Source organism: Micromonospora sp. WMMB482, assembly GCF_019038635.1.
In the GTDB taxonomy this organism is placed as follows: domain Bacteria; phylum Actinomycetota; class Actinomycetes; order Mycobacteriales; family Micromonosporaceae; genus Micromonospora; species Micromonospora marina.
This window is the reverse complement of record NZ_JAHOPD010000020.1, coordinates 303177-325990: the sequence shown is the minus strand read 5'-3', so window position 1 is coordinate 325990 and position 22814 is coordinate 303177. Positions and strand designations below refer to the sequence as shown.

Below are 22814 nucleotides of genomic sequence, written 5' to 3'. Positions count from 1 at the left end.
GATCGATAGGATCGGATCCATGTCTCCCGCGCGCGTCCGGCCGGTCCTCGTCGCCGCTGCCGCCGCGCTGCTGCTGGCGGCCTGTCACGCCACCCCGCGACCGCTGCCGCAGCCGGCGCCGGTGAGCCCGCGGTGGCAGCCCGTGGAGCTGGCCCTGCCCGCCGGCGCCACCGGACGGCCGGTGCCGCGCGACGCGGCGCGGTGCGCCGGCCGGTGGTACGTGGTGGGCGGGCTCGTCGACCCGGCGGGGGAGACCCGCCCGGCGGCGTGGTCCTCACCGGACGGCGTGACCTGGGCGCCGATTCCGGTACGGGCGCAGACGTTCTACGGCCGCCAGCACGTGCTGTACGCGGTGGCCTGCCGCGACGACGGGATGGCCGCGCTGGGCGCGAAGACCGGTGGCGTGCACGGCAATCCGCGTACCGGAACGTGGGTGTGGCGTGCTGGTGGGCCGCTGCGGGAGGTGCCGGCGGCGTTCGAGTCGTTCGGCGGCCCGCGCGCGGTGAGCGCGTCGCGGCTGGCGGCGGGTCCGGGCGGCTGGCTGGTCGCCGGGGCGCGCGCGGACGGTGCGGCGGTGTGGTCGTCGCCGGACGCGGAGGGGTTCGTCCTGCGCGAGGGGGTCGCGGAGTTGGCCGGTGACGGCCGGGGCCGGACGGCGGCGTACGACGTGGCGGCGGTGGGGCCGGGCTGGCTGGTGGTGGGGTCGCTGCTGCCGCCCGGCGGGACGGCCCGGACGCCGCTTTCCTGGTTCTCGGCAGACGGCCGGGTGTGGCGGCGGGTGGCTCTGCCGGTGCCGGCGGGTGCGGCCGGGGCGGCGGAGCGGGTGGTGGCGGCCGACGGCGGGCCGATGGCGGTCGGCCCGCTGGGTGACCGCTTCGCGGTGTGGCGCGGGCGCGACGACTGCGGCTCGCCGTCGGCCGGTTCGGCGGGTACGGGGCAGGGGTGGCGGCGGGTCGGCGGGTTCGGTTCGGCGGGCCCCGGGGTGTCGTCGGTGGACGCGCTCGCGGCGTCGGGTGGGCGGCTCGTCGCGGTGACCGGCGACGGGGCTCAGCGACGGCTCTGGATGTCGGGTGACGGCGGCGAGTCGTGGCTTCCGGTGATCACGCCGGTGCCGGTGCCGGACGGGGGTGACGCCGCGCTGGCGGTGGCTGTCCGCGACGACGGGCTGCTCGTGGTCGCCGATGACGGGAAAACGTCCCGTGCCTGGTGGGGGGCGTTGCCAGCCGTCGATCGGTAGCGGGTAAGACGGGCATCGCCCGTTACCGAGGAATAGTCGGCGAAAGCCTTGTCACGCCTACGGTTCTTACGGCGATCGGCTTGAATCCGCCACGGCGTGTAACGGTTCGGTCAACCAAGCTTTCCAGGTCTTACGCCACCGCTCGCGGTGGGATAACGTCCCGCCCCAGACCGGCGACGACGGTCTTGGTTCGTCCACCCCGCAAGGGCCAATCAGCGGCGGGTGGTTCGGATCATGGACGGAGGAGGGTTCGGGCCTTGAGGCAGAAGCTCGCACGCGTGATCGGCGGGGTCGCCATGCTGGCGCTCGTCGCCGGTGGCACCGCTTGTTCCAGCGGCAGCGACGATGAGGGTTCCGGGGGCAGCGCCTGCGGGAGCAAGATCGCTTTCTTCGGCGCGCTGACCGGTAGCTCGGCCGCGCTGGGCATCAACGAGAAGAACGGCGTCAAGCTGGCCGTCGACAAGTACAACAAGGAGAACCCGGACTGCAAGGTCGAGCTCGCCGAGCTCGACTCGCAGGGCAGCCCGGACCAGGCGCCGGGTCTGGCCCAGAAGGCGATCGACGACACCAAGATCCTGGGTGTCGTGGGTCCGGCCTACTCGGGCGAGTCCGAGGCCGCCGGTCCGCTGTTCAACGAGGCCGGCCTGGTCACCATCACCCCCTCCGCGACCCGTCCCAGCCTCGCCGAGCAGGGCTGGAAGACCTTCTTCCGCGCGGTCGGCAACGACCTGAGCCAGGGCCCCGCCGCCGGTAACTACATCAAGAACGTGATGAAGGCCGACCGGGTCTACGTCATCGACGACCAGTCCGCGTACGGCGCCGGCCTGGCCGACGAGGTCAAGAAGGTTCTCGGCGCCTCGGTCGTGGGCAGCGACAAGGTCCAGGGCGAGGGCAAGCAGACCGAGTTCTCCGGTGTGGTCACCAAGGTCAAGGCCGCCAACGTCAAGGCGGTCTTCTACGGCGGCTACTACCAGGAGGCCGGCCTGATCCGTAAGCAGCTCACCGCTGCCGGGGTCACCGCTCCGCTGGTCGCCGGTGACGGCGTGAACGACGGCGCGTACATCACCTCCGCCGGTGCGGCCGCCGCCGAGGGCACCATCCTCACCTGCCCGTGCCAGCCGTCCACCGAGGCCCGCGGCACCTTCGCCGCCGACTTCAAGGCGCTCAACGGCACCGACCCGGGCACCTACAGCGACACCGCCTACGACGCGGCGAACATCCTGCTGGCGGGCATCAAGGACGGCAAGACCACCCGCGCCGACCTGCTGGAGTTCGTGAAGGGCTACAGCGGCGAGGGCGTGGCCGCCACCTACAAGTTCGTCGAGGGCGGCGAGCTCGACCCGGCGCAGGTCAAGGTCTGGGCGTTCAAGGTGCAGGGCGGCAAGGTCGTCCCGGACCAGGAGATCCCCAAGTCCTGATCGGTCGATCGCTGGACTGGCGATTTGAGTAGTGATCGCGGGTGCGGCCGGGAGCTGGCTCCCGGCCGCACCCTCTTTTTCTCTTGAGCGACGGAGCGTCCCTCCCTTGGACTTCGACGGATTGTTCTCCAACTTCGGAGAACTCACCACGACCGGCTTGACGCAGGGCGCCATCTACGCCCTGGTCGCGCTCGGCTACACGCTCGTGTACGGCGTGCTAAGGCTCATCAACTTCGCCCACTCCGAGGTCTTCATCGCCGGCGCGTTCGCCGCGATCTGGACCTGGAACGGCTTCGGGCTCGACCAGAACTCGCAGGTCAGCGGCATCGGCTCGATCCTGTTCTACCTGCTGGTGGCGATGATCGTGGCGGCCATCGCCTCGGCGGGCACCGCCACGGTGATCGAGCGGGTCGCGTACCGGCCGCTGCGGAAGCGCAACGCGCCGCCGCTGGCGTTCCTCATCACGGCCATCGGTGCGTCGATCGCCATCTCCGAGGCGTTCGGCGTCTACACCCGCCGTCTGCCGGAGGGCGCGCCCATCCTGGTCAGCTCGAAGCCGCTGTTCCACATCGCCGGGGTGCCGATCGACGCGGTGCAGCTGCTCACCGTCGGTTCCGCGCTGGTGATGATGTTCGCGCTGGACCAGTTCATCAACCGCAGCCGTACCGGCCGCGGCATCCGCGCGGTGGCCCAGGACGCCAACACGGCGGCCCTGATGGGCGTCAACAAGGACCGCATCATCCTGATGGTCTTCATCGCCGGTGGCACCATGGCCGGCGTCGCGGGCCTGCTCTACGACGTGCGGATCCAGACGCTCACCTACAGTGTCGGCTTCCTGCTGGGCCTCAAGGCGTTCACCGCGGCGGTGCTCGGCGGTATCGGCAACCTGCGCGGCGCGCTCGTCGGCGGTCTGCTGCTCGGCGTCGTGGAGAACTACGCCGCGGGCCTGTTCGGTAGTCAGTGGAAGGACTTCGCCGCGTTCGCGGTGCTGGTCGTGCTGCTGATGTTCCGGCCGACCGGTCTGCTCGGCGAATCACTGGGGAGGGCACGCGCATGACGACCACCATCGACCCGCCGGAGCGGCGGGAGACGGCGGCGGACAAGCTGCGGCAGGGCCGGCACGCGATCTCGGAGCGCTGGCACCACGCGCCGCGCTGGGTGCGCTGGGTGTTGCTCGTCGCGGTCATCGCGTTCTTCTACGCGCTGCCGAACAAGGAGTTCTACCAGTACCTCGGGCCCATCCCGACTCCGGGAGCGAACTTCACCCAGGTGATGTTCACGGTCTCGATCTACGTGCTGCTGGCGGTCGGGCTCAACATCGTGGTCGGCTTCGCCGGGCTGCTCGACCTCGGCTACTTCGGCTTCTTCGCCGTCGGCGCGTACACGGTCGCGGTGCTGACCTCGCCGAGCAGCGACATCAAGACGCTGTGGCCGTGGCTGCTGGTGGTGCCGATCGCGATCGCCCTGACCATGGTCTCCGGCGTCATGCTCGGTACGCCGACGCTGCGCCTGCGCGGCGACTACCTGGCGCTGGTGACGCTCGGCTTCGCCGAGATGATCCGGATCGCGGCGGTCAGCTCCGAGTTCCTCAAGGGACAGCGCGGCTTCAACCAGATCCCGCACCCGCCCGGCGAGTACGCCGACGGCCGGCCGTGGTTCGGCGTGCTGGACGCCCGCCCGTACTACTGGCTGGTGCTCACGCTGATCATCCTGGTGGTGATCGGGGTGCGGAACCTGACCCACAGCCGGGTCGGCCGGGCCTGGATCTCGATCCGGGAGGACGAGGACGCGGCCCAGCTGATGGGCGTGCCGACGTTCAAGTTCAAGCTGTGGGCGTTCGCCTCCGGCGCGGCGATCGCCGGCCTGGCCGGCGCGTTGTTCGCCGGTAAGCAGAACTTCGTCAACTCGCAGAACTTCGAGCTGCTCAACTCGATCATCATCCTGGCCGCTGTCATCTTCGGTGGCTCGGGCAACATCGTCGGCGCGATCGTCGGCGGCGGCCTGGTGGCGTACATGATCGAGCGGTTCCGCGGCATCGAGCTGTTCGGCGTGGAGCTGTACGAGTACCGGTTCCTCTTCTTCGGTCTGGTGCTCGTGGTAATGATGATCTTCCGGCCGCAGGGCCTGATCCCGAACCGGCGACGGGCGGCGGAGTTCAAGGACCGCCGCAAGGAGGTGATCGTCGGTGAGTGACACCGAGCAGACCCCGGCCGTTCCGGCCCAGGCGGCGGCCCCCGCCGTCGAGACGGTCGACGAGCGGGAGCCGTTGCTGGAGGTCGACCACGTCACGCTGCGGTTCGGTGGCGTGGTGGCCCTCAACGACGTGGACTTCACCCTCTACAAGGGTGAGATCCTCGGCCTGATCGGCCCGAACGGCGCCGGCAAGACCACCTGCTTCAACGCGATGACCGGCATCTACCAGCCCAGCGAGGGGCAGATCCGGTTCCGGGGCCAGAAGATCAGTGGCAAGAAGCGCCACCAGATCACCCGGATGGGCATGGCCCGTACGTTCCAGAACATCCGCCTCTTCCCGGAGATGACCGCGCTGGAGAACGTCCAGGTCGGCGCGGACGCGCACCACAAGACGAGCGTGATCTCCGCGCTGCTGCGCCTGCCGCGGCACTGGAAGGAGGAGCGCGAGGGCCGGGAGAAGGCCGAGCGCCTGCTGGAGTTCGTCGGCATCAGCAACCGGATGCACGAGTTCGCCCGCAACCTGTCCTACGGCGAGCAGCGACGGCTGGAGATCGCCCGTGCGCTGGCCACCGACCCGGCGCTGCTCTGCCTGGACGAGCCGGCGGCCGGCTTCAACCCGGCGGAGAAGGAGGAGCTGCTCCAGCTCATCCGGCAGATCCGGGATCAGGGCGTCACGGTGCTGCTGATCGAGCACGACATGCGCCTGGTGATGGGCGTGACCGACCGGATCGTGGTCCTGGAGTTCGGAAAGAAGATCGCCGAAGGGCTGCCCGCCGAGGTGCGGGACAACCCGAAGGTGGTCGCGGCGTACCTGGGGGTGCCGGACGATGCTGCTTGAGATCGAGGACGTGAGCCTGCTCTACGGGCGGATCCAGGCGCTGCACGGCATCAGCCTGACCGTGGACGAGGGGGAGATCGTCGCGCTGATCGGCGCGAACGGCGCCGGCAAGTCCACCACCATGCGGGCGATCTCCGGCATCCGGCCGGTCGCCTCCGGCACGATCAAGTTCGCCGGTGAGGACATCACCAAGCTCCGGGCCGACCTGCGGGTCCGGCGCGGGCTGTGCCAGGCGCCCGAGGGCCGGGGCATCTTCCCCGGCATGTCGGTGCTGGAGAACCTGGACATGGGTGCCTACACCCGGCGCGACAAGGCCGGTATCGCCCAGGACCTGGCCCGGGTGCTGGACCTGTTCCCGCGGCTGGCCGAGCGGCGCAAGCAGGCCGGCGGCACGCTCTCCGGCGGCGAGCAGCAGATGCTCGCGGTCGGCCGGGCGCTGATGAGCCGGCCGAAGCTGCTGCTGCTCGACGAGCCGTCGATGGGTCTCGCGCCGATGCTGATCCAGCAGATCTTCACGATCATCACGGAGATCAACCAGCAGGGCACCACCATCCTGCTGGTGGAGCAGAACGCCCAGCAGGCGCTGGCGCGCGCCCACCGGGCGTACGTGCTGGAGACCGGCCGGATCGTCAAGAGCGGCACCGGCACGGACCTGCTGCACGACCCCTCGGTCAAAGAGGCATACCTCGGCGTGGCCTGACCGACCGACCCCTCGCACCTTAGGAGTACAGCCATGTTCCACCCCAACCCCGGACGGCGGGCGGCGCTCGGCGTCGCCGGTGCGGCCGTCCTGCTGCTCTCCCTCGCCGCGTGCGGCGAGGAGGAGAGCACCACGCAGCCCGGTGACGGCCCCAGCGTCTCGTCGTCGGTCGACGCCGCGCTGGCCGCGAAGGTCCCGGACGCGATCAAGTCGGACGGCAAGATCGTGGTGGGCACCGACTCCACGTATGCCCCGGCGGAGTTCCTGGACACCGACGGCAAGACCGTGATCGGCTTCGATGTCGAGCTGTTCACCGCCGTGGCGGCCAAGCTGGGCCTCGAGGCGGAGTTCGTCTCGGCGCCGTTCGGCGACATCATCAACGGCGTCAACTCCGGTAAGTACGAGGCCGGCGTCTCGTCGTTCACCATCAACGACGACCGCAAGGCCCAGGCCAACATGGTCAGCTACTTCCAGGTCGGCACCCAGTGGGTGACCAAGAGGGGCAACCCGGCCGGGGTCGCACTGGACAACGCCTGCGGCAAGAAGATCGCGGTCCAGAAGGACACGGTCCAGGTCGAGGACATCCGGAAGCGGTCCAAGGCGTGCACCGACGCGGGCAAGCCGGCGATCACCATCGACCAGTTCCCGGGTCAGGACGCCGCCACCGCCGCCGTCGTGTCCGGCAAGGACGACGCCATGCTCGCCGACTACCCGGTCGGCGTGTACGCGGTGACGCAGTCCAACGACGCCCTGGAGCTGCTGGACAAGCAGTACGAGGCGGCACCGTACGGCTACGTGCTGGCCAAGGAGCAGACGCAGCTGGCCGAGGCGGTGCGCGACGCGACCAAGGCCGTGATCGCCGACGGCTCGTACAAGCAGGTGCTCGACAAGTGGAAGGTGGGAGACGGCGCGATCACGGACCCCGCGATCAACCCGTGACGACATGACCACCGAGGAAGCGACAACCGCACGGGCACGGCCGGAACCGATCAAGGCCGTGCCCGTGCGGCACCCCGGACGATGGGTCGCGGTGGCGGTGCTCTCCGTCCTGGCCGCGATGTTCGTCCACCTGCTGGTCACGAACGAGGCCTTCAACTGGTCCTTCATGGTCGGCAGAATGTTCCGGCCGCCGATCATCGAGGGGCTGCTGCGCGGCACCGTGTTGATGACCGTCAGCGCAATGCTGATCGGCGTCACGCTCGGCGTGGTGATCGCGGTGATGCGGCTGTCGGACAACCCGATCCTGCGCGGCGTGGCCTGGCTCTACACCTGGTTCTTCCGGGCCGTGCCCCGGCTGGTGCTGCTGGCCGTCTTCGGCAACATCGGCATCCTGTGGAGCCGGGTCGAGTTCGGGGTGCCGTTCGACACCCAGATCGGCCAGCTGTTCGGCATCGACAACCTGCAACTGCGGCTGTTCGGGTTCTCGTCCCGGGACATCCTCACCGGCTTCATGGCCGGTCTGCTCGGCCTCGCGCTCTCCGAGGCCGCGTACATGGCGGAGATCGTCCGGGCCGGCATCCAGTCGGTGGACCCCGGCCAGACCGAGGCCGCCCAGGCGCTCGGCCTGAGCCGCGCCCAGCTGCTGCGCCGGGTGGTGCTGCCGCAGGCGATGCGGGTGATCATCCCGCCGACCGGCAACGAGACCATCGCCATGCTCAAGGACACGTCCCTGCTGCTCTACGTACCGGTGAGCGTGGAGCTGTTCTTCCAGCTCGACGCCGTCGGCAAACGGACTTTCCAGATCTTTCCGATGTACGTCGCGGCGTGCCTGTGGTACCTGTTCCTGACCAGCATCCTGCTGGTCGGCCAGTACTACCTGGAACGCCACTTCGGCAAGGGCTACGGCGTGAGCGGCCGGGCCCGGCTGAAGCTGCGGGGGATGACGGCCGAGACCGGCGGCGGCGCGGGGGTGGTGAAGTGAGCGAGCTGATCGTGCCCACGCAGACCACCGTGCCGGCGGCCGAGTCCGGGCTGATGGTGCGGGCCGAGCAGGTGCACAAGTCGTTCGGGCCGCTGGAGGTGCTCAAGGGCATCGACCTGGAGGTCCGCTCCGGCGAGGTGTGCTGCCTGCTCGGGCCCTCCGGCTCCGGCAAGTCGACGTTCCTGCGCTGCATCAACCACCTGGAGAAGATCGACGCCGGCCGGATCCGGGTCGACGGCGACCTGATCGGCTACCGGGAGCGCGGCGGCAAGCTCTACGAGATGCGGGACAAGGAGGTGGCCGCGCAGCGCCGCGCCATCGGCATGGTGTTCCAGCGGTTCAACCTGTTCCCGCACATGACGGTGCTGCAGAACGTCACCGAGGCGCCGGTGCTGCTGCGCCAGGCCAAGAAGGCGCAGGCCCGGGAGCACGCCGCGCAGCTGCTGGACCGGGTGGGGCTGGGCGACAAGCTCGGCGCGTACCCCGGTCAGCTCTCCGGCGGCCAGCAGCAGCGGGTGGCGATCGCCCGGGCGCTGGCCATGCGGCCGAAGCTGATGCTGTTCGACGAGCCGACCAGCGCGCTCGACCCCGAGCTGGTGGGCGAGGTGCTGGACACGATGAAGGACCTGGCCCGCGACGGCATGACGATGATCGTGGTGACCCACGAGATCGGCTTCGCCCGGGAGGTGGGCGACCATCTCGTGTTCATGGACGGCGGCGTGGTGGTCGAGCAGGGCGACCCGCGCGAGGTGATCTCGGCGCCGCAGCACGAGCGGACCAAGGCGTTCCTGGCCAAGGTGCTCTAGTCATCTCAGGGCGGACTGGTGAAATTCCTCCCAGTCCGCCCTGAGGTCAACTCTATCCGAACACTAAACTAGTTGATGGTGCAGACAGCCCCAACTCGCTGTTCCACGCAAGTTGCTGATTGGGCGTCTGTTATTTTCGTCCAGACATTGGCGCTTCGCTTTGTCCCGCCCGTGTAGTACCATCCGCTACTGTTTGTGTAGCCGTCGGCGTCCGCGATTCCAATATCCTTGCTCGATTTGTTGCTAGGCAGGCTGTATATGGTGCACTTCTGGGTGCCGGCGTTCCAGGTGGCACAACTGGATGTGCCGACGCCGAAACGCGCAACCTTGATGGAGTAGTAGCTGGGAAGGAAGTTCCAGACCGTCCCGCAAACGACGATCAGGGTGCATTCGCCGTACGGCCTGACGGATGAGTCCGGCGTCGGCATCACCGACGAGATCTCCGCCCTTCCTTGAAGCTGCTGTTCAGCCGCAGTTGCTGGAGTGCTCTGCAGTGACACTGCAAGTAAGCCTGCAATACTTGCGATGGCCAACTTTCCCCGCATGTTTCCTCCACTTCCTGGTGGTTGCTGATGAAGGTAGGGCGAGGTATTGGCCGGAGTCAACCTTGGGGCAGGGTTGTTGTTGAGGCGGAGATGCGGTATCCGCATTGCTATGGGCGCGAGTGGAGGGCAGCTCCGGTGGTCGTGCGGCCCAGAAAGCTGGGTGACGGAGTGTCACGTGTCGGGCCTTGTTGTTGTCAGCTCTGTCGGGCGTACGGACTAGAGTCGCAGCCGTGACAGCTACGACGCCGCGCCTGCTCCTCGTCGACGGACATTCCCTGGCATACCGGGCGTTCTTCGCCCTGCCTGTGGAGAACTTCTCCACCACCACGGGGCAGCCGACGAACGCCGTCTACGGCTTCACCTCGATGCTGATCAACGTGCTGCGCGACGAGCAGCCGACGCACATCGTCGTGGCGTTCGACGTCTCCCGCCGCTCCTTCCGCACCGAGAAGTACTCCGAGTACAAGGCCGGCCGCAGCGAGACCCCGACCGACTTCAAGGGTCAGGTCAGCCTGGTCAAGGAGGTCCTCGCCGCGCTGCGCGTGCCGGTGGTCGAGAAGGAGGGCTACGAGGCCGACGACGTCATCGCCACGCTCGCCTGTCAGGCCCGCGACCAGGGCATGGACGTGCTGATCACCACCGGCGACCGGGACGCGTTCCAGCTCGTCGGCGAGCGGGTCACGGTGCTCTACCCGCGCAAGGGCGTCTCCGACCTGGCCCGGATGGACCCGGCCGCGGTCGAGGCGAAGTACGGCGTCACCCCGGACCGCTACCGCGACCTGGCCGCGCTGGTCGGCGAGACCAGCGACAACCTGCCGGGGGTGCCCGGCGTCGGCCCGAAGACCGCAGCCAAGTGGATCAACCTGTACGGCGGCGTCGAGGGCGTGGTGGCCCGCGCCGACGAGATCAAGGGCAAGGCCGGCGACAGCCTGCGCGAGCGGCTGGCCGACGTGATTCGCAACTACGAGATCAACTGCCTGGTCTCCGACCTTGAGCTGCCGGTCCGCCCCGAGGACGCCCGCTGGCAGGGCTGGGACCGCGAAGCGGTGCACCAGGTCTTCGACACGCTCCAGTTCCGCATCCTGCGCGACCGGCTCTACCAATACCTCGAAGCGGTCGAGCCGGAGGCCGAGGCGGGCTTCGACCTGGCCGGCGAGGTGCTCACCGAGCCGGGCGCGCTCGCGGGCTGGCTCGGCACGCACGCACCGGCGGGCGCACCGGTGGGCCTGGCGGTGACGCTCGACACCGGCCCCAACCGCCGGCACGCCGCCACGGTGACCGGGATGGCGCTGGCCACCGCCGCCGGCGCGGGTGCCTGGTTCGACCCGAGCCGGCTGGACGCCGACGACGAGGCCGCGCTGGCCGGGTGGCTGGCCGACGCCGAGCGCCCGAAGGTGCTGCACGACAGCAAGCCGGCGGTGCTGGCGTTCGCCGCCCACGGCTGGGAGCTTCAGGGCATCGCCCGCGACACCCAGATCGCCGCCTACCTCGCCCGCCCCGACCAGCGCTCGTACGACCTGACCGACCTGGCGCTGCGCTACCTGCACCGGGAGCTGCGCGTCGACGCGCCGGAGACCGGTCAGCTCACCCTCGACGGGCTCGGCGACGAGGGTGTGGCCGAGCAGAACCTGATGCTCCAGGCCCGCGCGACGCTCGACCTGGCCGACGCGATCGACGCCGAGCTGTCCCGCGACGGCGAGCAGTCGGCGCGGCTGATGGCCGGGGTGGAGCTGCCGCTGATGCGGGTGCTCGCCACCATGGAACGCACCGGCATCGCCGCCGACACCGACTACCTCTCCGAGCTGGAGGCGCACTTCGCCGCCGAGGTGAAGGCCGCCGCCCAGGGCGCGTACGAGGTGGTCGGCCGGGAGTTCAACCTGGGGTCGCCGAAGCAGTTGCAGGAGATCCTGTTCACCGAGCTGGGTCTGCCCAAGACCAAGCGGATCAAGACCGGCTACACCACCGACGCCGACGCGCTCCAGTGGCTCTACGCGCAGACCGAGCACCCGCTGCTGCACCACCTGCTGCGCCATCGCGACGTGGCGAAGCTCAAGTCGACTGTCGACGGGCTGCTCAAGTCCGTCTCCGACGACGGCCGGATCCACACCACGTTCAACCAGACGGTGGCGGCGACCGGGCGGCTGTCCTCCACCGAGCCGAACCTGCAGAACATCCCGATCCGCACCGAGGAGGGGCGGCGGATCCGGCGCGCGTTCGTGGTCGGCGAGGGCTACGAGTGCCTGCTGACCGCCGACTACAGCCAGATCGAGATGCGGATCATGGCGCACCTGTCGTCGGACGACGCGCTGATCGAGGCGTTCAACTCCGGGCACGACTTCCACGCCGCCACCGCGTCCTCCGTCTTCACCGTCGAGGTCGGGGACGTCACCGCCGACCAGCGCCGCAAGATCAAGGCGATGAACTACGGCCTGGCGTACGGGCTCAGCGCGTTCGGCCTGTCCCAGCAGCTCGGCATCAGCGCCGAGGAGGCGCGCGGGCTGATGGAGAACTACTTCGCCGGGTTCGGCGGGGTCCGCGACTACCTCCAGGAGGTGGTGGCCCGCGCCCGCCAGGACGGCTACACCTCCACCATCCTGGGCCGCCGCCGCTACCTGCCCGACCTGGTCAGCGACAACCGGCAGCGCCGGGAGATGGCCGAGCGGATGGCGCTCAACGCCCCGATCCAGGGTTCGGCGGCCGACATCATCAAGGTCGCGATGCTGCACGTCGACAGCGCGCTGCGCGACGCCGGGCTGCGCTCGCGGATGCTGCTGCAGGTGCACGACGAACTGGTCTTCGAGGTCGCCCCGGGCGAGCGGGAGACGCTGGAGGCGCTGGTGCGCAAGCAGATGGGCGAGGCGTACCCGCTGTCGGTGCCGCTGGAGGTCTCGGTGGGCGACGGCCGCGACTGGAACAGCGCCGACCACTGACCCGTCCTGCTCGGTCAGAGACCGAGCAGGGCGGGCATCGCGTTGAGCGCCCCGTGCACCACGAGCAGCGGCCACATCCGGCGGTACCGGGACCACAGGTAGCCGAGGAACAACCCGAGCACGCCGTGGTTGACGACCACAGTGGCCAGGTCGACTCCGGGCCGTCCGGTGCCCTGGATGGCCACGTGCCAGGCCGCCCATACCAGCGACACGAGCACGATCGCCGGCCAGCGGCCCAGCAGCGACTCCCACCGGGTCTGCAGCCACCGCCGATAGAAGACCTCCTCCAGCAGCGCGTTCACCGCGAAGCCGGCCAGCAGGATGACGACGAGCGTCACCGGTCGGAACGTCCGCCCCCAGTCGCTGGCCGGCACGGCCAGCGGCGTCGCGTAGCTGAGCACCAGCCACACCGCCACCGGCAGTGCCGGACCCCACCGGTGGGCGGCGTCCGCCGGGGCCGGCCCCGGCCGCCACCGCGGCGGCCACCGGCGCGCGGCCAGGAACACCACCGCCGGTACGCCGAGCAGCAGCGCCAGCTTCACCACGGTGTACGCCGGTTCGCCGCCCAGCATCGGCATGACGGCGGCGAACGCGATCCCGGCCAGCAGCAGCGGCACCGCCTCGCGGTACGGCGCCACCGGGTCCGGCCACCTCGGATCGGCCGCGGGTGGGATCAGCCGGATCAGCGCGATGCCGGCCACCGCCGGGATCCACCGGCTCCACATCGGTACGGTGCCGTTGTGGTCGGCGCTGTACCTGATGCCGATGTTGCCGGTCGCCACCAGGAGGACCGCCGAGACGACGACGATCCCGAGGCCGGCCAGGAGGACCACCTGTCCGGCGCGGGGATGACGGCCGGCGGTCGAGACGTCTGTCGTCATCGCCGGCACGGTACCAACGCGCGGCGAACGGACCGGCGGCTCAGCCCTTGAGCGGGTCGTGCCCCCAGTTCATCAACGACCAGCGCCACCTGGTCTCCCGGACGTCGCCGGAGGGGCGTTGCGCCAGGTGGCGGTGCACGTACCCGATCACCTTGCGCATGTGCTTGTAGTCGGCGGCGGTGAGGTCGGCGCGCTTGCGGCGCAGCAGGTCGACGATCCGGCGGCCGGAGTCGTGCCCGACCGACTCGCCGCCCTTGGTGCCCTTCTTGTGCCAGCCGACGTGCTTGGACTCCTCGGTCTCCAGCCAGCGGGTCAGCTCGCCCGGCTTCATGTTCACCGCGTCGGTGAACTCCCGGTACGTCTGCTGCGGGTCCTCAGCGCGACTCATGGCGAAGCACCTCCGGGCGGTGGGCGACGTCGCGGCCCGAGTCGTCGTTGGTGATCCGGTACTGCGGCTGCTCGGGCGAGGCGTTCACGGTGTGCCCGCGTACGTGGGTGCGCTCGGTCAGCTTCTCCTTGACGACGCCGTACGCCCGGCCGCTGTGGCTGGCCCAGGAGACGTGGTCGCCGGCGCGGAACTCCTTCTCGGCCATGCCGCCCGGTTACCCGGAGTGGATACCGAGTAACGGCGTGGTCAGGGCCGGATCTCCGCGACCGGCAGCTTGATCGCGAAGGGCTCGGACAGCTCGATCACCTCGCTGCCGTCGTCCACCAGCTCGTACTGCCGCTCGCCGCCCGGGCCGATCCGATCACCGAGGCGGTACGCGTAGAGGTGCACCGGATCCTGCTCGATCCGCCAGTAGAACGGGATCCCGGCGGCGGCGTACTCGCCCGGCTTGGCGAACCGGTCGACCCGCCGGGTGCCGGGGGAGACGATCTCGACGGCCAGGACGACGTCCGCCGGCCGTAGCAGCCAGCAGTCGGACGGCAGTTCGGCGCGGTGGAGCAGGACGTCCGGTCGGCGGCTGGCGTCGACGTCCAACCCGACGCTCACCGCCTGGGTCGCACGCAGATGCGCCGGCACGTGGGATCGTAGCCACCAGGTCAGCAGGCCGGCGATGTCCTGGTGGTGGAGAGTAGGCAAGGGCGTCACGTGGATGACGCCGTCGACCAGTTCGACGCGGGGTGCGTCGGGCGGCAGCGTCAGCAACTCCTCCACCATGTGGTCGGCACACTGTTGCCGAAGCGGGTCCGGACGCCATGGAGAGGTTGGTGTGGCGATCGGCTCGGCGCTCACCAGGGCAGCATGGGGGCGTCACCGCCGGCCAGATCGCACCGCGCGTCCGTCCGGCGTCAGCGGGCCGGCTTCTCGGCCACGAAGATCGCGGTGCCGGGGAACAGCCTCCCGCGCAGCGGGCTCCACTGGCCCCAGACCCCCTCGTGCCCGGCCGGCCACTCCGGCTCCACCAGGTCCAGCAGGCGGAACCCGGCGCCGACCAGCTCCCGGATCCGGTCGCCCAGGGTGCGGTGCTGCTCGACGTACGTGGCCACGCCGTGCTCGTCCTGCTCGACGTAGGGCGAGCGGTCGAAGTACGAGTGCACGGCGGTCAGCCCGCCCTCGCCCGGGTCGTCCAGGAAGATCCAGCGCATCGGGTGGGTGACCGAGAAGACCCACCGGCCGCCGGGGCGCAGCACCCGGGCCACCTCGCGCATCGCCGCCGCCGAGTCGTCCACGAACGGGATCGCGCCGAACGCCGTGCAGACGGTGTCGAACGCCTCGTCGGCGAAGGGCAGCGCGAGCGCGTCGGCCTGCACCAGCGGCACGCGTACCCCGGTGCGGCCGGCGGCCTCGGCGGCGTGCCGCAACATGCCGGCGGACAGGTCCAGCGCGACCGGCCGGGCGCCCTGGGCGGCGAGCCAGCGGGCGGCGGCGGCCGCCCCGGCGCCAAGTTCGAGGATCCGCCGCCCGGCCACGTCGCCGAGCAGCCGGGCGTCGGACTCGCGCAGCCCTTCGGGGCACCAGACGAAGTCGGCGTCGCCGAGGAACGCGCCGTGCTCGGCCTGGTACGCGTCGGCGTCGGTGTCCCACCAGCCGCGGTTGGCGCGGCGGATCTCGCGCGCGTCGACCCGTCGGCGGGTCACCCTGTCGTCGTCCACCCGTCCACGCTAGGTCCGGCGGCGCCGGCCCGGTCGGGTGGGGTGGCGGTTGGGGCGCATGTGACGGACGAGACAGCTGTGGCACCTTACCGCGCAAAATCTCCGCTTTCGCAGCGGATGAGTTCGCACGGACCCGGGAGGGCTTGCACGCTGTGGTAATGCAGCGGGTAGGCTAGACGATGCGCTCGCGGATCGTGTGCCTCGGCAGGGAGCAGGTGCGCGGTCACCGGAGCCACTAATGATCTTCTTGCGTCGATCGTTCGGTGTGCCCGGCGACGGATCCGCTGGCGCGGAAGAGTCACCGCGACACCCATGCCCGCTGTGACAACCCATCCGACCGGAGCAACCGCCCACATGACGAGCAGCATCGAGGCCACCTCGAGCGCCAACAAGGTCACCCACGACGACCTCGGCTCTGAGGAAGCTTTCCTCGCCGCGATCGACGAGACCATCAAGTACTTCAACGACGGCGACATTGTCGAAGGCACCGTCGTCAAGGTCGATCGGGACGAGGTCCTGCTCGACATCGGCTACAAGACCGAGGGTGTCATCCCCTCTCGGGAGCTGTCGATCAAGCACGACGTGGACCCGGCCGAGGTCGTTTCGGTGGGTGACCACATCGAGGCCCTCGTCCTCCAGAAGGAGGACAAGGAGGGTCGGCTGATCCTCTCCAAGAAGCGGGCGCAGTACGAGCGGGCCTGGGGCACGATCGAGAAGATCAAGGACGAGGACGGTGTCGTCCGCGGCTCGGTCATCGAGGTCGTCAAGGGTGGTCTCATCCTCGACATCGGCCTGCGCGGCTTCCTGCCCGCGTCGCTCGTCGAGATGCGGCGTGTGCGTGACCTGCAGCCGTACGTCGGCCGCGAGCTCGAAGCCAAGATCATCGAGCTGGACAAGAACCGCAACAACGTGGTCCTGTCCCGCCGTGCCTGGCTGGAGCAGACGCAGTCCGAGGTGCGCACCGAGTTCCTCAACAAGCTCCAGAAGGGGCAGGTCCGCAAGGGCGTCGTCTCCTCGATCGTCAACTTCGGCGCGTTCGTCGACCTGGGCGGCGTGGACGGCCTCGTGCACGTCTCCGAGCTGTCCTGGAAGCACATCGACCACCCGTCCGAGGTCGTCGAGGTGGGCCAGGAGGTCGAGGTCGAGGTCCTGGACGTCGACCTGGACCGCGAGCGGGTCTCGCTGTCGCTGAAGGCGACGCAGGAGGACCCGTGGCGTCAGTTCGCCCGCACCCACGCGATCCAGCAGATCGTGCCGGGTAAGGTCACCAAGCTGGTGCCGTTCGGTGCGTTCGTCCGCGTGGACGACGGCATCGAGGGCCTGGTCCACATCTCCGAGCTGGCCGAGCGCCACGTGGAGATCCCGGAGCAGGTCGTGCAGGTCGGCTCCGAGGTCATGGTCAAGGTCATCGACATCGACCTGGAGCGCCGCCGGATCTCGCTGTCGCTCAAGCAGGCCAACGAGGGCTTCGTCGAGGGCGAGGAGCACTTCGACCCGACCCTCTACGGCATGGCCGCGACGTACGACGACCAGGGCAACTACATCTACCCGGAGGGCTTCGACCCGGAGACGGGCGAGTGGCTCGAGGGCTACGACAAGCAGCGCGAGACCTGGGAGCAGCAGTACGCCGAGGCGCGTCAGCGCTGGGAGGCCCACACCAAGCAGGTGCAGACCTCCCGCGCCGCCGACGCCGAGGCCGCTGCCAACCCGGCTCCGCCCGCCACCGGCGGCACCACCACCTCGACCTCGGCCCCGAGCCGTCAGGCCGAGGAGCCGGCCGGCACGCTCGCGACCGACGAGGCGCTCGCCGCGCTGCGGGAGAAGCTCGCCGGCGGCAAGTGACCGGACGCTGACGCCCGTTCGTCCCACCGGACGAACCGGCGACCGCCTCTGACGACGGGCCCCGTCCCCGCGTTCCGCACCAGCGGAGCGCCGGGGGCGGGGCCCGCGTCGTGTGCCGGGCGGGTTTGGCATGCGTGCGTCGGATCCGGTTGACTGTCCGGGTGCTGAAGGTGGGGCTGACCGGCGGAATCGGATCGGGCAAGAGCGCCGTGGCGAGCCGGCTCGCCGCGCTGGGCGCGGTGGTCGTCGACTCGGACCGCATCGCCCGCGAGATCGTCGCGCCCGGCACCGACGGGCTGGCCGAGGTGGTCGCCGCCTTCTCCGACAAGGTCCTGGACGCCGACGGGGCGCTGGACCGGGCCGCCCTCGGCGCGCTGGTCTTCGGCGACGAGGCCGCCCGCCGTACGCTCGAAGGGATCACCCACCCCCGGGTACGCGCGCGCAGCGCCGAACTGGTCGCCGCCGCCCCCGCCGACGCGATCGTCGTGAACGACGTACCGCTGTTGGTCGAGGTGGGACTCGCGCCGACGTACCACCTGGTGATCGTGGTGCAGACGGCCGTGCCGATCCGGATGGCCCGGCTGACCCGCGACCGGGGCATGGCCCCGGAGGAGGCGCAGCGGCGCATCGCCGCGCAGGCCGACGACGCCACCCGCGGCGCGGCCGCCGACGTGCTGCTGACGAACGACGGCGCACTCACCGAGCTGCACGCCGCCGTGGACGCCCTGTGGCGGGACCGTCTGCTGCCCTACGAGCGCAACGTCCGCGAGGGCCGCGCCGTCCCGCCTGACCCGGCGGCGCTCGGCGAGCCCGACCCGACGTGGCCCGAGCAGTACGCCCGGCTGGCCGCCCGGATCCGCCACGCCGCAGGCGGCGACATCCGGGTCGACCACGTCGGCTCCACCGCGGTGCCGGGGCTCGCCGCCCCGGACGTGATCGACATCCAGGTGACGGTGTCCTCGCTCGACGAGGCGGACGGGCCACTGGCACGGCGGCTGGCCGAGGCGGGCTTCCCGCGCCTGCCGGGCAAGTGGTGGGCCGCCCCGCGGCAGCCGGATCCGGTGCGCTGGGCCAAGCGGCTGCACGGCGGCGCGGACCCGGGACGTCCGGTTCGCCTGCACCTGCGGGAGGCCGGTTCGCCCGGCTGGCGGTACGCGCTGCTGATGCGCGACCACCTGCGCGCCGATCCGGCGCGGCGGGCCGACTACCTCCAGGTGAAGCGGGATCTGGCGGCGGCCGCGCCGGAGCACGCCGCCTGGGGCACGGTGACCGATCCCTGGTTCGACGAGGAACACCTGCGCGCCGAGGAGTGGGCCGCGCAGACCGGCTGGCGGCCCTGACCGGGCCGTCGGGACCGCGCCGAGCCCGGTTCAGCGGGCCGTCGAGGCCGCGGATCCGCCGCTGCCCGCCACGCGCCCCGGGGAGAGGCCGAGCCGGATCCACACCCCCGGCCCGGTCCGTAGTTCCAGCCGGTGCGGCAGGCCGCCCCGGTCCAGCCACCAGCGTCTGCCGCCCGGCACCTCGAACACGTCGATCGTCCGGTCGCCCAGCCGGTCCTCGCGGACCCGGACGGTGTCGCCGGCGGGCGCGCGCCGGGCCGCCCGCAGTGCCGCGTCGAGCAGCCGGTCCAGGTCGTCGCCGGGCGGGCGCGCGGGAGCCGCGAGCAGCGCGGCCGGCACCGGCGCCGGGGGCGTCGCGGGCCCGTCGGGGGAGCTCTGCACCTCGGCCACCCGGCCCGGCCGGACCCACCGCAGGGTACGCCGGCCGCTGCCCTCCTCGATCACCGCGAGGTACGCCGACGGGCTCGCCCAGTTCACCGTGCCGGTGGCCCGCAGGTTGGCCGACGGGGCGAGCGGGGCGTCCACCGCCACCGTCGCGCCGCGCAGCGCCCGGAGCCGGGCGGGCAGCGCGGCCAGGCGGGCGGTCTCGTCGTCGGTGAGCGCCCGGGGCTGCCCGGGCCGGCCGCCGAGGGCGTCCACCGGGTGAACCGTGGCCCGGTCGGCGCGGGTCAGGTCGACGGTGACGGGGGTGCCGTCGGCCAAGCGCCCGGTGAGCCGGTGCAGCCGGGCGTCCGCGTCCACCCACAGCGTCGGGCGCGGGTCACCGAGCGGTGCGAGGGGTGCCTGGACCACGTCCACCGGGACGCCGCCGGCCCGGTCGCCGCGGAGCCACCGGCCCTGGGTGGCGGGCGGATCGACCCGGTCGGCGCCGAGCCCGATCAGCAGGTCGCGTACCGCACCGAGGCTGTGCCCGCCGGCCGGGGACCGCATCCGCCACCGGTCCGCCGGCGGCACCGCCGGGGGCCGGGCCGGGGAGGGGAGCGCGCCGGGGTCGGGCCGCACCAGCAGCGCGGACGCGGTGGCCTGGACCAGGCCGCGGTCGCCGCCCGCGCCCGGACCGCCGACGTCGAGGTAGACCAGAGGGCGAGCCCAGTCGACCCAGCCGACCAGTTCGGTACGGGCGGTGCCGGCGCCGACGGTGACCCGGACGCCGGCGCGTACGTCGCGCAGGTTGGTGACCCGTAGCGCGGCCACCCGGTCGGCCTCGGCGGCGGTGAGCGGGCGTGCCGTCCTGGCCTCGCCGGTCCGGCCGGGGATCCAGGTGAGCAGGCCGGCGACGAGCGTCGCGGCGGAGATCGCGGCCGCCGCCACGAGCGCGGCGAGCGCGATCCGGCGCCGGTGCGGCCCGTCCGGTGGGTCGTCGGCGCCGTCCAGTTCGGGATCGCCGTCCGGCCGGGTGGTGAGCGTGGGGCGGCGGTCGGCGAGCAGGCCGGCCCGTCGGCGCCGGCCGGCCACGGTGGCGGGACGGGTCGGTGTGCTGGTGCGGCCGCGCCGGTGACCCCGGCCCGGTTCGCGGGGTACGGCCTGGTCGCCGTCGCCTCGCGCGGAGAGCCGGTGGGGGCGGCTGACGCCGCGCCGGCCTCCCGGCTCGTCGGCGGGCGGGGGCGTGCCGGTGTCGGGCTCGCGTCGCGGCCGGCGCTCGGGAGAGATCCCCACGAGTGGAGAACGCGAGAGCGGGGTTTCGGTGACGAGCAGGGGCGCTCGCGGCGGCCGGTCAGCGCTGCGCGCGACCACCGTCGGCGCGCACGCCGGTCGTCCCGGGTGCTGCGGCCCTGGCGCCGGGGGCGACCGGCCCCGCGTGGGGCGATCACCGGCCCGGTCGGCCGCCGCGAGCGGCCTACGGTACGAGGGTAGACCGGTGAGATGAACCACACAATGGGAATATCGAAGCTGATCACGGGCGGTCCGTGGTCGTGGCCGGAAGTGTCGGACCTCGGGCGTACCGTTGGTGTCATGGCGCTCGACATTCCCCGGCTCGACGGCCGCTTCCAGGTCGTCAGTGAGTTCCAGCCGGCCGGTGACCAGCCGACTGCCATCGACGAGCTTGAGCGTCGCGTGCGGCGCGGTGACCGCAACACGGTGCTGCTCGGCGCGACCGGCACGGGCAAGAGCGCCACCACGGCGTGGCTGGTCGAGCGGCTCCAGCGGCCGACCCTGGTGCTCGCCCCCAACAAGACCCTCGCCGCCCAGCTCGCGAAGGAGTTCGGCGAGCTGCTGCCGCAGAACGCGGTCGAATACTTCGTCTCCTACTACGACTACTACCAGCCCGAGGCCTACATCCCGCAGACCGACACCTACATCGAGAAGGACTCCTCGATCAACGAGGAGGTCGAGCGGCTGCGGCACTCGGCCACGATGTCGCTGCTCACCCGGCGGGACGTCATCGTCGTCGCCACCGTCTCGGCGATCTACGGCCTGGGCACGCCGGAGGAATACCTCGACCGGGCCGTGCGGGTCAAGGTCGGGCAGGAGCTGGACCGCGACCAGCTGCTGCGCCGGCTGGTCGACATCCAGTACACGCGCAACGACATGGCCTTCCAGCGCGGCACCTTCCGGGTCCGCGGCGATACGCTGGAGATCATCCCGGCGTACGAGGAGCTGGCGGTCCGGATCGAGCTGTTCGGTGACGAGATCGAGAAGCTCTACTACCTCAACCCGCTGACCGGTGACGTGGTCCGCGAGGTCGACAGCCTGATGATCTTTCCGGCCACGCACTACGCCGCCGGCCCGGAGCGGATGGAACGGGCGATCCGCGACATCGAGGCCGAGCTGGGCGAGCGGCTGGCCGAGCTGGAACGGCAGGGCAAGCTGCTGGAGGCCCAGCGGCTGCGCATGCGCACCACCTACGACATCGAGATGATGCGCCAGGTGGGCTTCTGTTCCGGCATCGAGAACTACTCCATGCACATCGACGGCCGGCTGCCGGGCAGCCCGCCGCACTGCCTGCTCGACTACTTCCCCGACGACTTCCTGACCGTGGTCGACGAGTCGCACGTGACCATCCCGCAGATCGGCGGCATGTACGAGGGCGACGCCTCCCGCAAGCGGATGCTCATCGACCACGGCTTCCGGCTCCCCAGCGCGGCTGACAACCGGCCGCTGCGCTTCGACGAGTTCCTGGAGCGGGTGGGCCAGATGGTCTTCCTCTCCGCCACCCCCGGCCCGTGGGAGCTGGAACAGGCGCAGGGCGAGTTCGTCGAGCAGGTGATCCGGCCCACCGGCCTGATCGACCCCGAGGTGGTTCTCAAGCCGACCAAGGGGCAGATCGACGACCTCATGCACGAGATCAAGCTGCGTACCGAGCGGGACGAGCGGGTGCTCGTCACCACGCTGACCAAGAAGATGGCCGAGGATCTCTCCGACTACCTGCTGGAGAACGGCATCCGGGTGCGCTACCTGCACTCCGAGGTCGACACGCTGCGCCGGGTCGAGCTGCTGCGCGAGCTGCGCAAGGGCGACTACGACGTGCTGGTCGGCATCAACCTGCTCCGGGAGGGTCTCGACCTGCCCGAGGTCTCCCTGGTGGCGATCCTCGACGCCGACAAGGAGGGCTTCCTGCGCAGCGGCCGGTCGCTGATCCAGACCATCGGCCGCGCGGCCCGTAACGTCTCCGGCCAGGTCCACATGTACGCCGACAAGATCACCCCGTCGATGGCGAGCGCCATCGACGAGACCAACCGGCGCCGGGCCAAGCAGATCGCGCACAACGAGGCGAACGGCATCAAGCCGGAGCCGCTGCGCAAGAAGATCCACGACATCCTCGACGACATCTACCGCGAGGCGGAGGACACCGAGAACAGCAACGTCGGCGGGGCCGTGCGGCAGCTCTCCCGGGGCAAGGCGCCGGTCAAGGAGACGCGCAGCCGCCGGGGCGCCGCGGCGACCCCGTCGCGGGAGGGGATGGCCCGGGCCGACCTGGCCAACCTCATCCAGGAACTCAACGACCAGATGCTCGCCGCCGCGCGCGAGTTGCAGTTCGAGCTGGCCGCGCGGATCCGCGACGAGGTCGCCGACCTCAAGAAGGAGCTGCGCGGGATGGACGCCGCAGGGGTCCGGTGACCGGCGC

19 protein-coding genes and 1 pseudogene are annotated in these 22814 nt (G+C 71.0%); 13 read left to right on the top strand and 7 right to left on the bottom strand.

Annotation, left to right across the window (positions count from 1 at the left end; all coding sequences use genetic code 11):
- The first annotated feature begins 19 nt into the window (after positions 1–19).
- From KSK32_RS02300 to KSK32_RS02260, 9 genes are all read left to right on the top strand, one after another.
- Positions 20–1237, top strand: coding sequence for a hypothetical protein (locus KSK32_RS02300; protein ID WP_216928206.1), 1218 nt, complete (start codon positions 20–22; stop codon positions 1235–1237).
- 257 nt (positions 1238–1494) lie between these two features.
- Positions 1495–2655, top strand: coding sequence for a branched-chain amino acid ABC transporter substrate-binding protein (locus KSK32_RS02295; protein ID WP_216928205.1), 1161 nt, complete (start codon positions 1495–1497; stop codon positions 2653–2655).
- 106 nt (positions 2656–2761) lie between these two features.
- Positions 2762–3712: a branched-chain amino acid ABC transporter permease gene (locus KSK32_RS02290; protein ID WP_216928204.1), complete on the top strand. Its 951-nt coding sequence runs from the start codon at positions 2762–2764 to the stop codon at positions 3710–3712.
- On the top strand, positions 3709–4848 hold the full coding sequence (locus KSK32_RS02285; protein WP_216928203.1) for a branched-chain amino acid ABC transporter permease: 1140 nt from the start codon (positions 3709–3711) through the stop codon (positions 4846–4848). The genes KSK32_RS02290 and KSK32_RS02285 overlap by 4 nt, the downstream gene beginning before the upstream one ends.
- Positions 4841–5686, top strand: a complete 846-nt coding sequence (locus KSK32_RS02280; protein WP_374226690.1) for an ABC transporter ATP-binding protein — start codon at positions 4841–4843, stop codon at positions 5684–5686. Before KSK32_RS02285 ends, KSK32_RS02280 begins: the two co-directional genes overlap by 8 nt.
- On the top strand, positions 5676–6386 hold the full coding sequence (locus tag KSK32_RS02275) for an ABC transporter ATP-binding protein (RefSeq protein WP_018785174.1): 711 nt from the start codon (positions 5676–5678) through the stop codon (positions 6384–6386). Before KSK32_RS02280 ends, KSK32_RS02275 begins: the two co-directional genes overlap by 11 nt.
- 33 nt (positions 6387–6419) lie before the next feature.
- Positions 6420–7325, top strand: coding sequence for an ABC transporter substrate-binding protein (locus KSK32_RS02270; protein ID WP_216928202.1), 906 nt, complete (start codon positions 6420–6422; stop codon positions 7323–7325).
- Between the two features lie 4 nt (positions 7326–7329).
- Positions 7330–8307 carry an amino acid ABC transporter permease gene (locus tag KSK32_RS02265; RefSeq protein ID WP_216928201.1) on the top strand — a complete coding sequence of 326 codons (978 nt, stop codon included), beginning with the start codon at positions 7330–7332 and terminating at the stop codon, positions 8305–8307.
- Positions 8308–8360: 53 nt separating this feature from the next.
- Positions 8361–9113: an amino acid ABC transporter ATP-binding protein gene (locus tag KSK32_RS02260; protein ID WP_196806696.1), complete on the top strand. Its 753-nt coding sequence runs from the start codon at positions 8361–8363 to the stop codon at positions 9111–9113.
- 68 nt (positions 9114–9181) lie between these two features.
- Here KSK32_RS02260 and KSK32_RS02255 read toward each other — a convergent pair whose 3' ends face one another.
- Positions 9182–9658, bottom strand: coding sequence for a hypothetical protein (locus KSK32_RS02255; protein WP_184975548.1), 477 nt, complete (start codon positions 9656–9658; stop codon positions 9182–9184).
- Positions 9659–9888: 230 nt separating this feature from the next.
- Between KSK32_RS02255 and polA the strand changes: the two genes are divergently transcribed.
- Positions 9889–12588 carry a DNA polymerase I gene (polA, locus tag KSK32_RS02250; RefSeq protein ID WP_216928200.1) on the top strand — a complete coding sequence of 900 codons (2700 nt, stop codon included), beginning with the start codon at positions 9889–9891 and terminating at the stop codon, positions 12586–12588.
- A 14-nt stretch (positions 12589–12602) separates the two neighbouring features.
- Here the strand turns inward: polA and KSK32_RS02245 are convergent, their stop codons facing one another.
- The 5 genes and pseudogenes from KSK32_RS02245 to KSK32_RS02225 form a co-directional block, all read right to left on the bottom strand.
- The gene (locus KSK32_RS02245; RefSeq protein ID WP_216928199.1) at positions 12603–13469 is read right to left on the bottom strand and encodes a CPBP family intramembrane glutamic endopeptidase; all 867 of its coding nucleotides are present in this window, start codon (positions 13467–13469) and stop codon (positions 12603–12605) included.
- 43 nt (positions 13470–13512) lie between these two features.
- Positions 13513–13857 (bottom strand): annotated as a pseudogene (locus tag KSK32_RS02240) (DUF3140 domain-containing protein); the annotation flags it as partial.
- Positions 13844–14062 carry a DUF2945 domain-containing protein gene (locus tag KSK32_RS02235; protein WP_030503817.1) on the bottom strand — a complete coding sequence of 73 codons (219 nt, stop codon included), beginning with the start codon at positions 14060–14062 and terminating at the stop codon, positions 13844–13846. The pseudogene KSK32_RS02240 and the gene KSK32_RS02235, both read right to left, overlap by 14 nt.
- Positions 14063–14103: 41 nt before the next feature.
- On the bottom strand, positions 14104–14631 hold the full coding sequence (locus KSK32_RS02230; RefSeq protein WP_216928197.1) for a Uma2 family endonuclease: 528 nt from the start codon (positions 14629–14631) through the stop codon (positions 14104–14106).
- A 131-nt stretch (positions 14632–14762) separates the two neighbouring features.
- Positions 14763–15566: a class I SAM-dependent methyltransferase gene (locus KSK32_RS02225; RefSeq protein WP_216928196.1), complete on the bottom strand. Its 804-nt coding sequence runs from the start codon at positions 15564–15566 to the stop codon at positions 14763–14765.
- Positions 15567–15878: 312 nt separating this feature from the next.
- Between KSK32_RS02225 and rpsA the strand changes: the two genes are divergently transcribed.
- Both rpsA and coaE read left to right on the top strand, forming a co-directional pair.
- Entirely contained in the window at positions 15879–17408 is a 1530-nt protein-coding gene (gene rpsA / locus KSK32_RS02220; protein WP_216928195.1) for a 30S ribosomal protein S1, read from the top strand.
- Between the two features lie 161 nt (positions 17409–17569).
- The gene (gene coaE, locus KSK32_RS02215; protein WP_216928194.1) at positions 17570–18748 is read left to right on the top strand and encodes a dephospho-CoA kinase; all 1179 of its coding nucleotides are present in this window, start codon (positions 17570–17572) and stop codon (positions 18746–18748) included.
- 30 nt (positions 18749–18778) lie between these two features.
- On the opposite strand, the gene KSK32_RS02210 is transcribed toward coaE, so the two are convergent.
- Positions 18779–20404 carry a hypothetical protein gene (locus tag KSK32_RS02210; RefSeq protein WP_289256476.1) on the bottom strand — a complete coding sequence of 542 codons (1626 nt, stop codon included), beginning with the start codon at positions 20402–20404 and terminating at the stop codon, positions 18779–18781.
- Between the two features lie 297 nt (positions 20405–20701).
- Between KSK32_RS02210 and uvrB the strand changes: the two genes are divergently transcribed.
- Positions 20702–22807 carry an excinuclease ABC subunit UvrB gene (uvrB, locus tag KSK32_RS02205; RefSeq protein WP_216928193.1) on the top strand — a complete coding sequence of 702 codons (2106 nt, stop codon included), beginning with the start codon at positions 20702–20704 and terminating at the stop codon, positions 22805–22807.
- Positions 22808–22814: the final 7 nt, after the last annotated feature.

Bases quoted from the DNA above. Each gene is read 5' to 3' on its own strand.
- KSK32_RS02285 (WP_216928203.1), top strand. From the start codon at position 3,709: ATGACGACCACCATCGACCCGCCGGAGCGGCGGGAGACGGCGGCGGAC.
- KSK32_RS02270 (WP_216928202.1), top strand. From the start codon at position 6,420: ATGTTCCACCCCAACCCCGGACGGCGGGCGGCGCTCGGCGTCGCCGGT.
- KSK32_RS02300 (WP_216928206.1), top strand. From the start codon at position 20: ATGTCTCCCGCGCGCGTCCGGCCGGTCCTCGTCGCCGCTGCCGCCGCG.
- KSK32_RS02245 (WP_216928199.1), bottom strand. From the start codon at position 13,469: ATGACGACAGACGTCTCGACCGCCGGCCGTCATCCCCGCGCCGGACAG.
- KSK32_RS02255 (WP_184975548.1), bottom strand. From the start codon at position 9,658: ATGCGGGGAAAGTTGGCCATCGCAAGTATTGCAGGCTTACTTGCAGTG.
- KSK32_RS02230 (WP_216928197.1), bottom strand. From the start codon at position 14,631: ATGGTGGAGGAGTTGCTGACGCTGCCGCCCGACGCACCCCGCGTCGAA.
- KSK32_RS02275 (WP_018785174.1), top strand. From the start codon at position 5,676: ATGCTGCTTGAGATCGAGGACGTGAGCCTGCTCTACGGGCGGATCCAG.
- uvrB (WP_216928193.1), top strand. From the start codon at position 20,702: ATGGCGCTCGACATTCCCCGGCTCGACGGCCGCTTCCAGGTCGTCAGT.
- KSK32_RS02260 (WP_196806696.1), top strand. From the start codon at position 8,361: ATGGTGCGGGCCGAGCAGGTGCACAAGTCGTTCGGGCCGCTGGAGGTG.
- rpsA (WP_216928195.1), top strand. From the start codon at position 15,879: ATGCCCGCTGTGACAACCCATCCGACCGGAGCAACCGCCCACATGACG.
- KSK32_RS02265 (WP_216928201.1), top strand. From the start codon at position 7,330: ATGACCACCGAGGAAGCGACAACCGCACGGGCACGGCCGGAACCGATC.
- KSK32_RS02235 (WP_030503817.1), bottom strand. From the start codon at position 14,062: ATGGCCGAGAAGGAGTTCCGCGCCGGCGACCACGTCTCCTGGGCCAGC.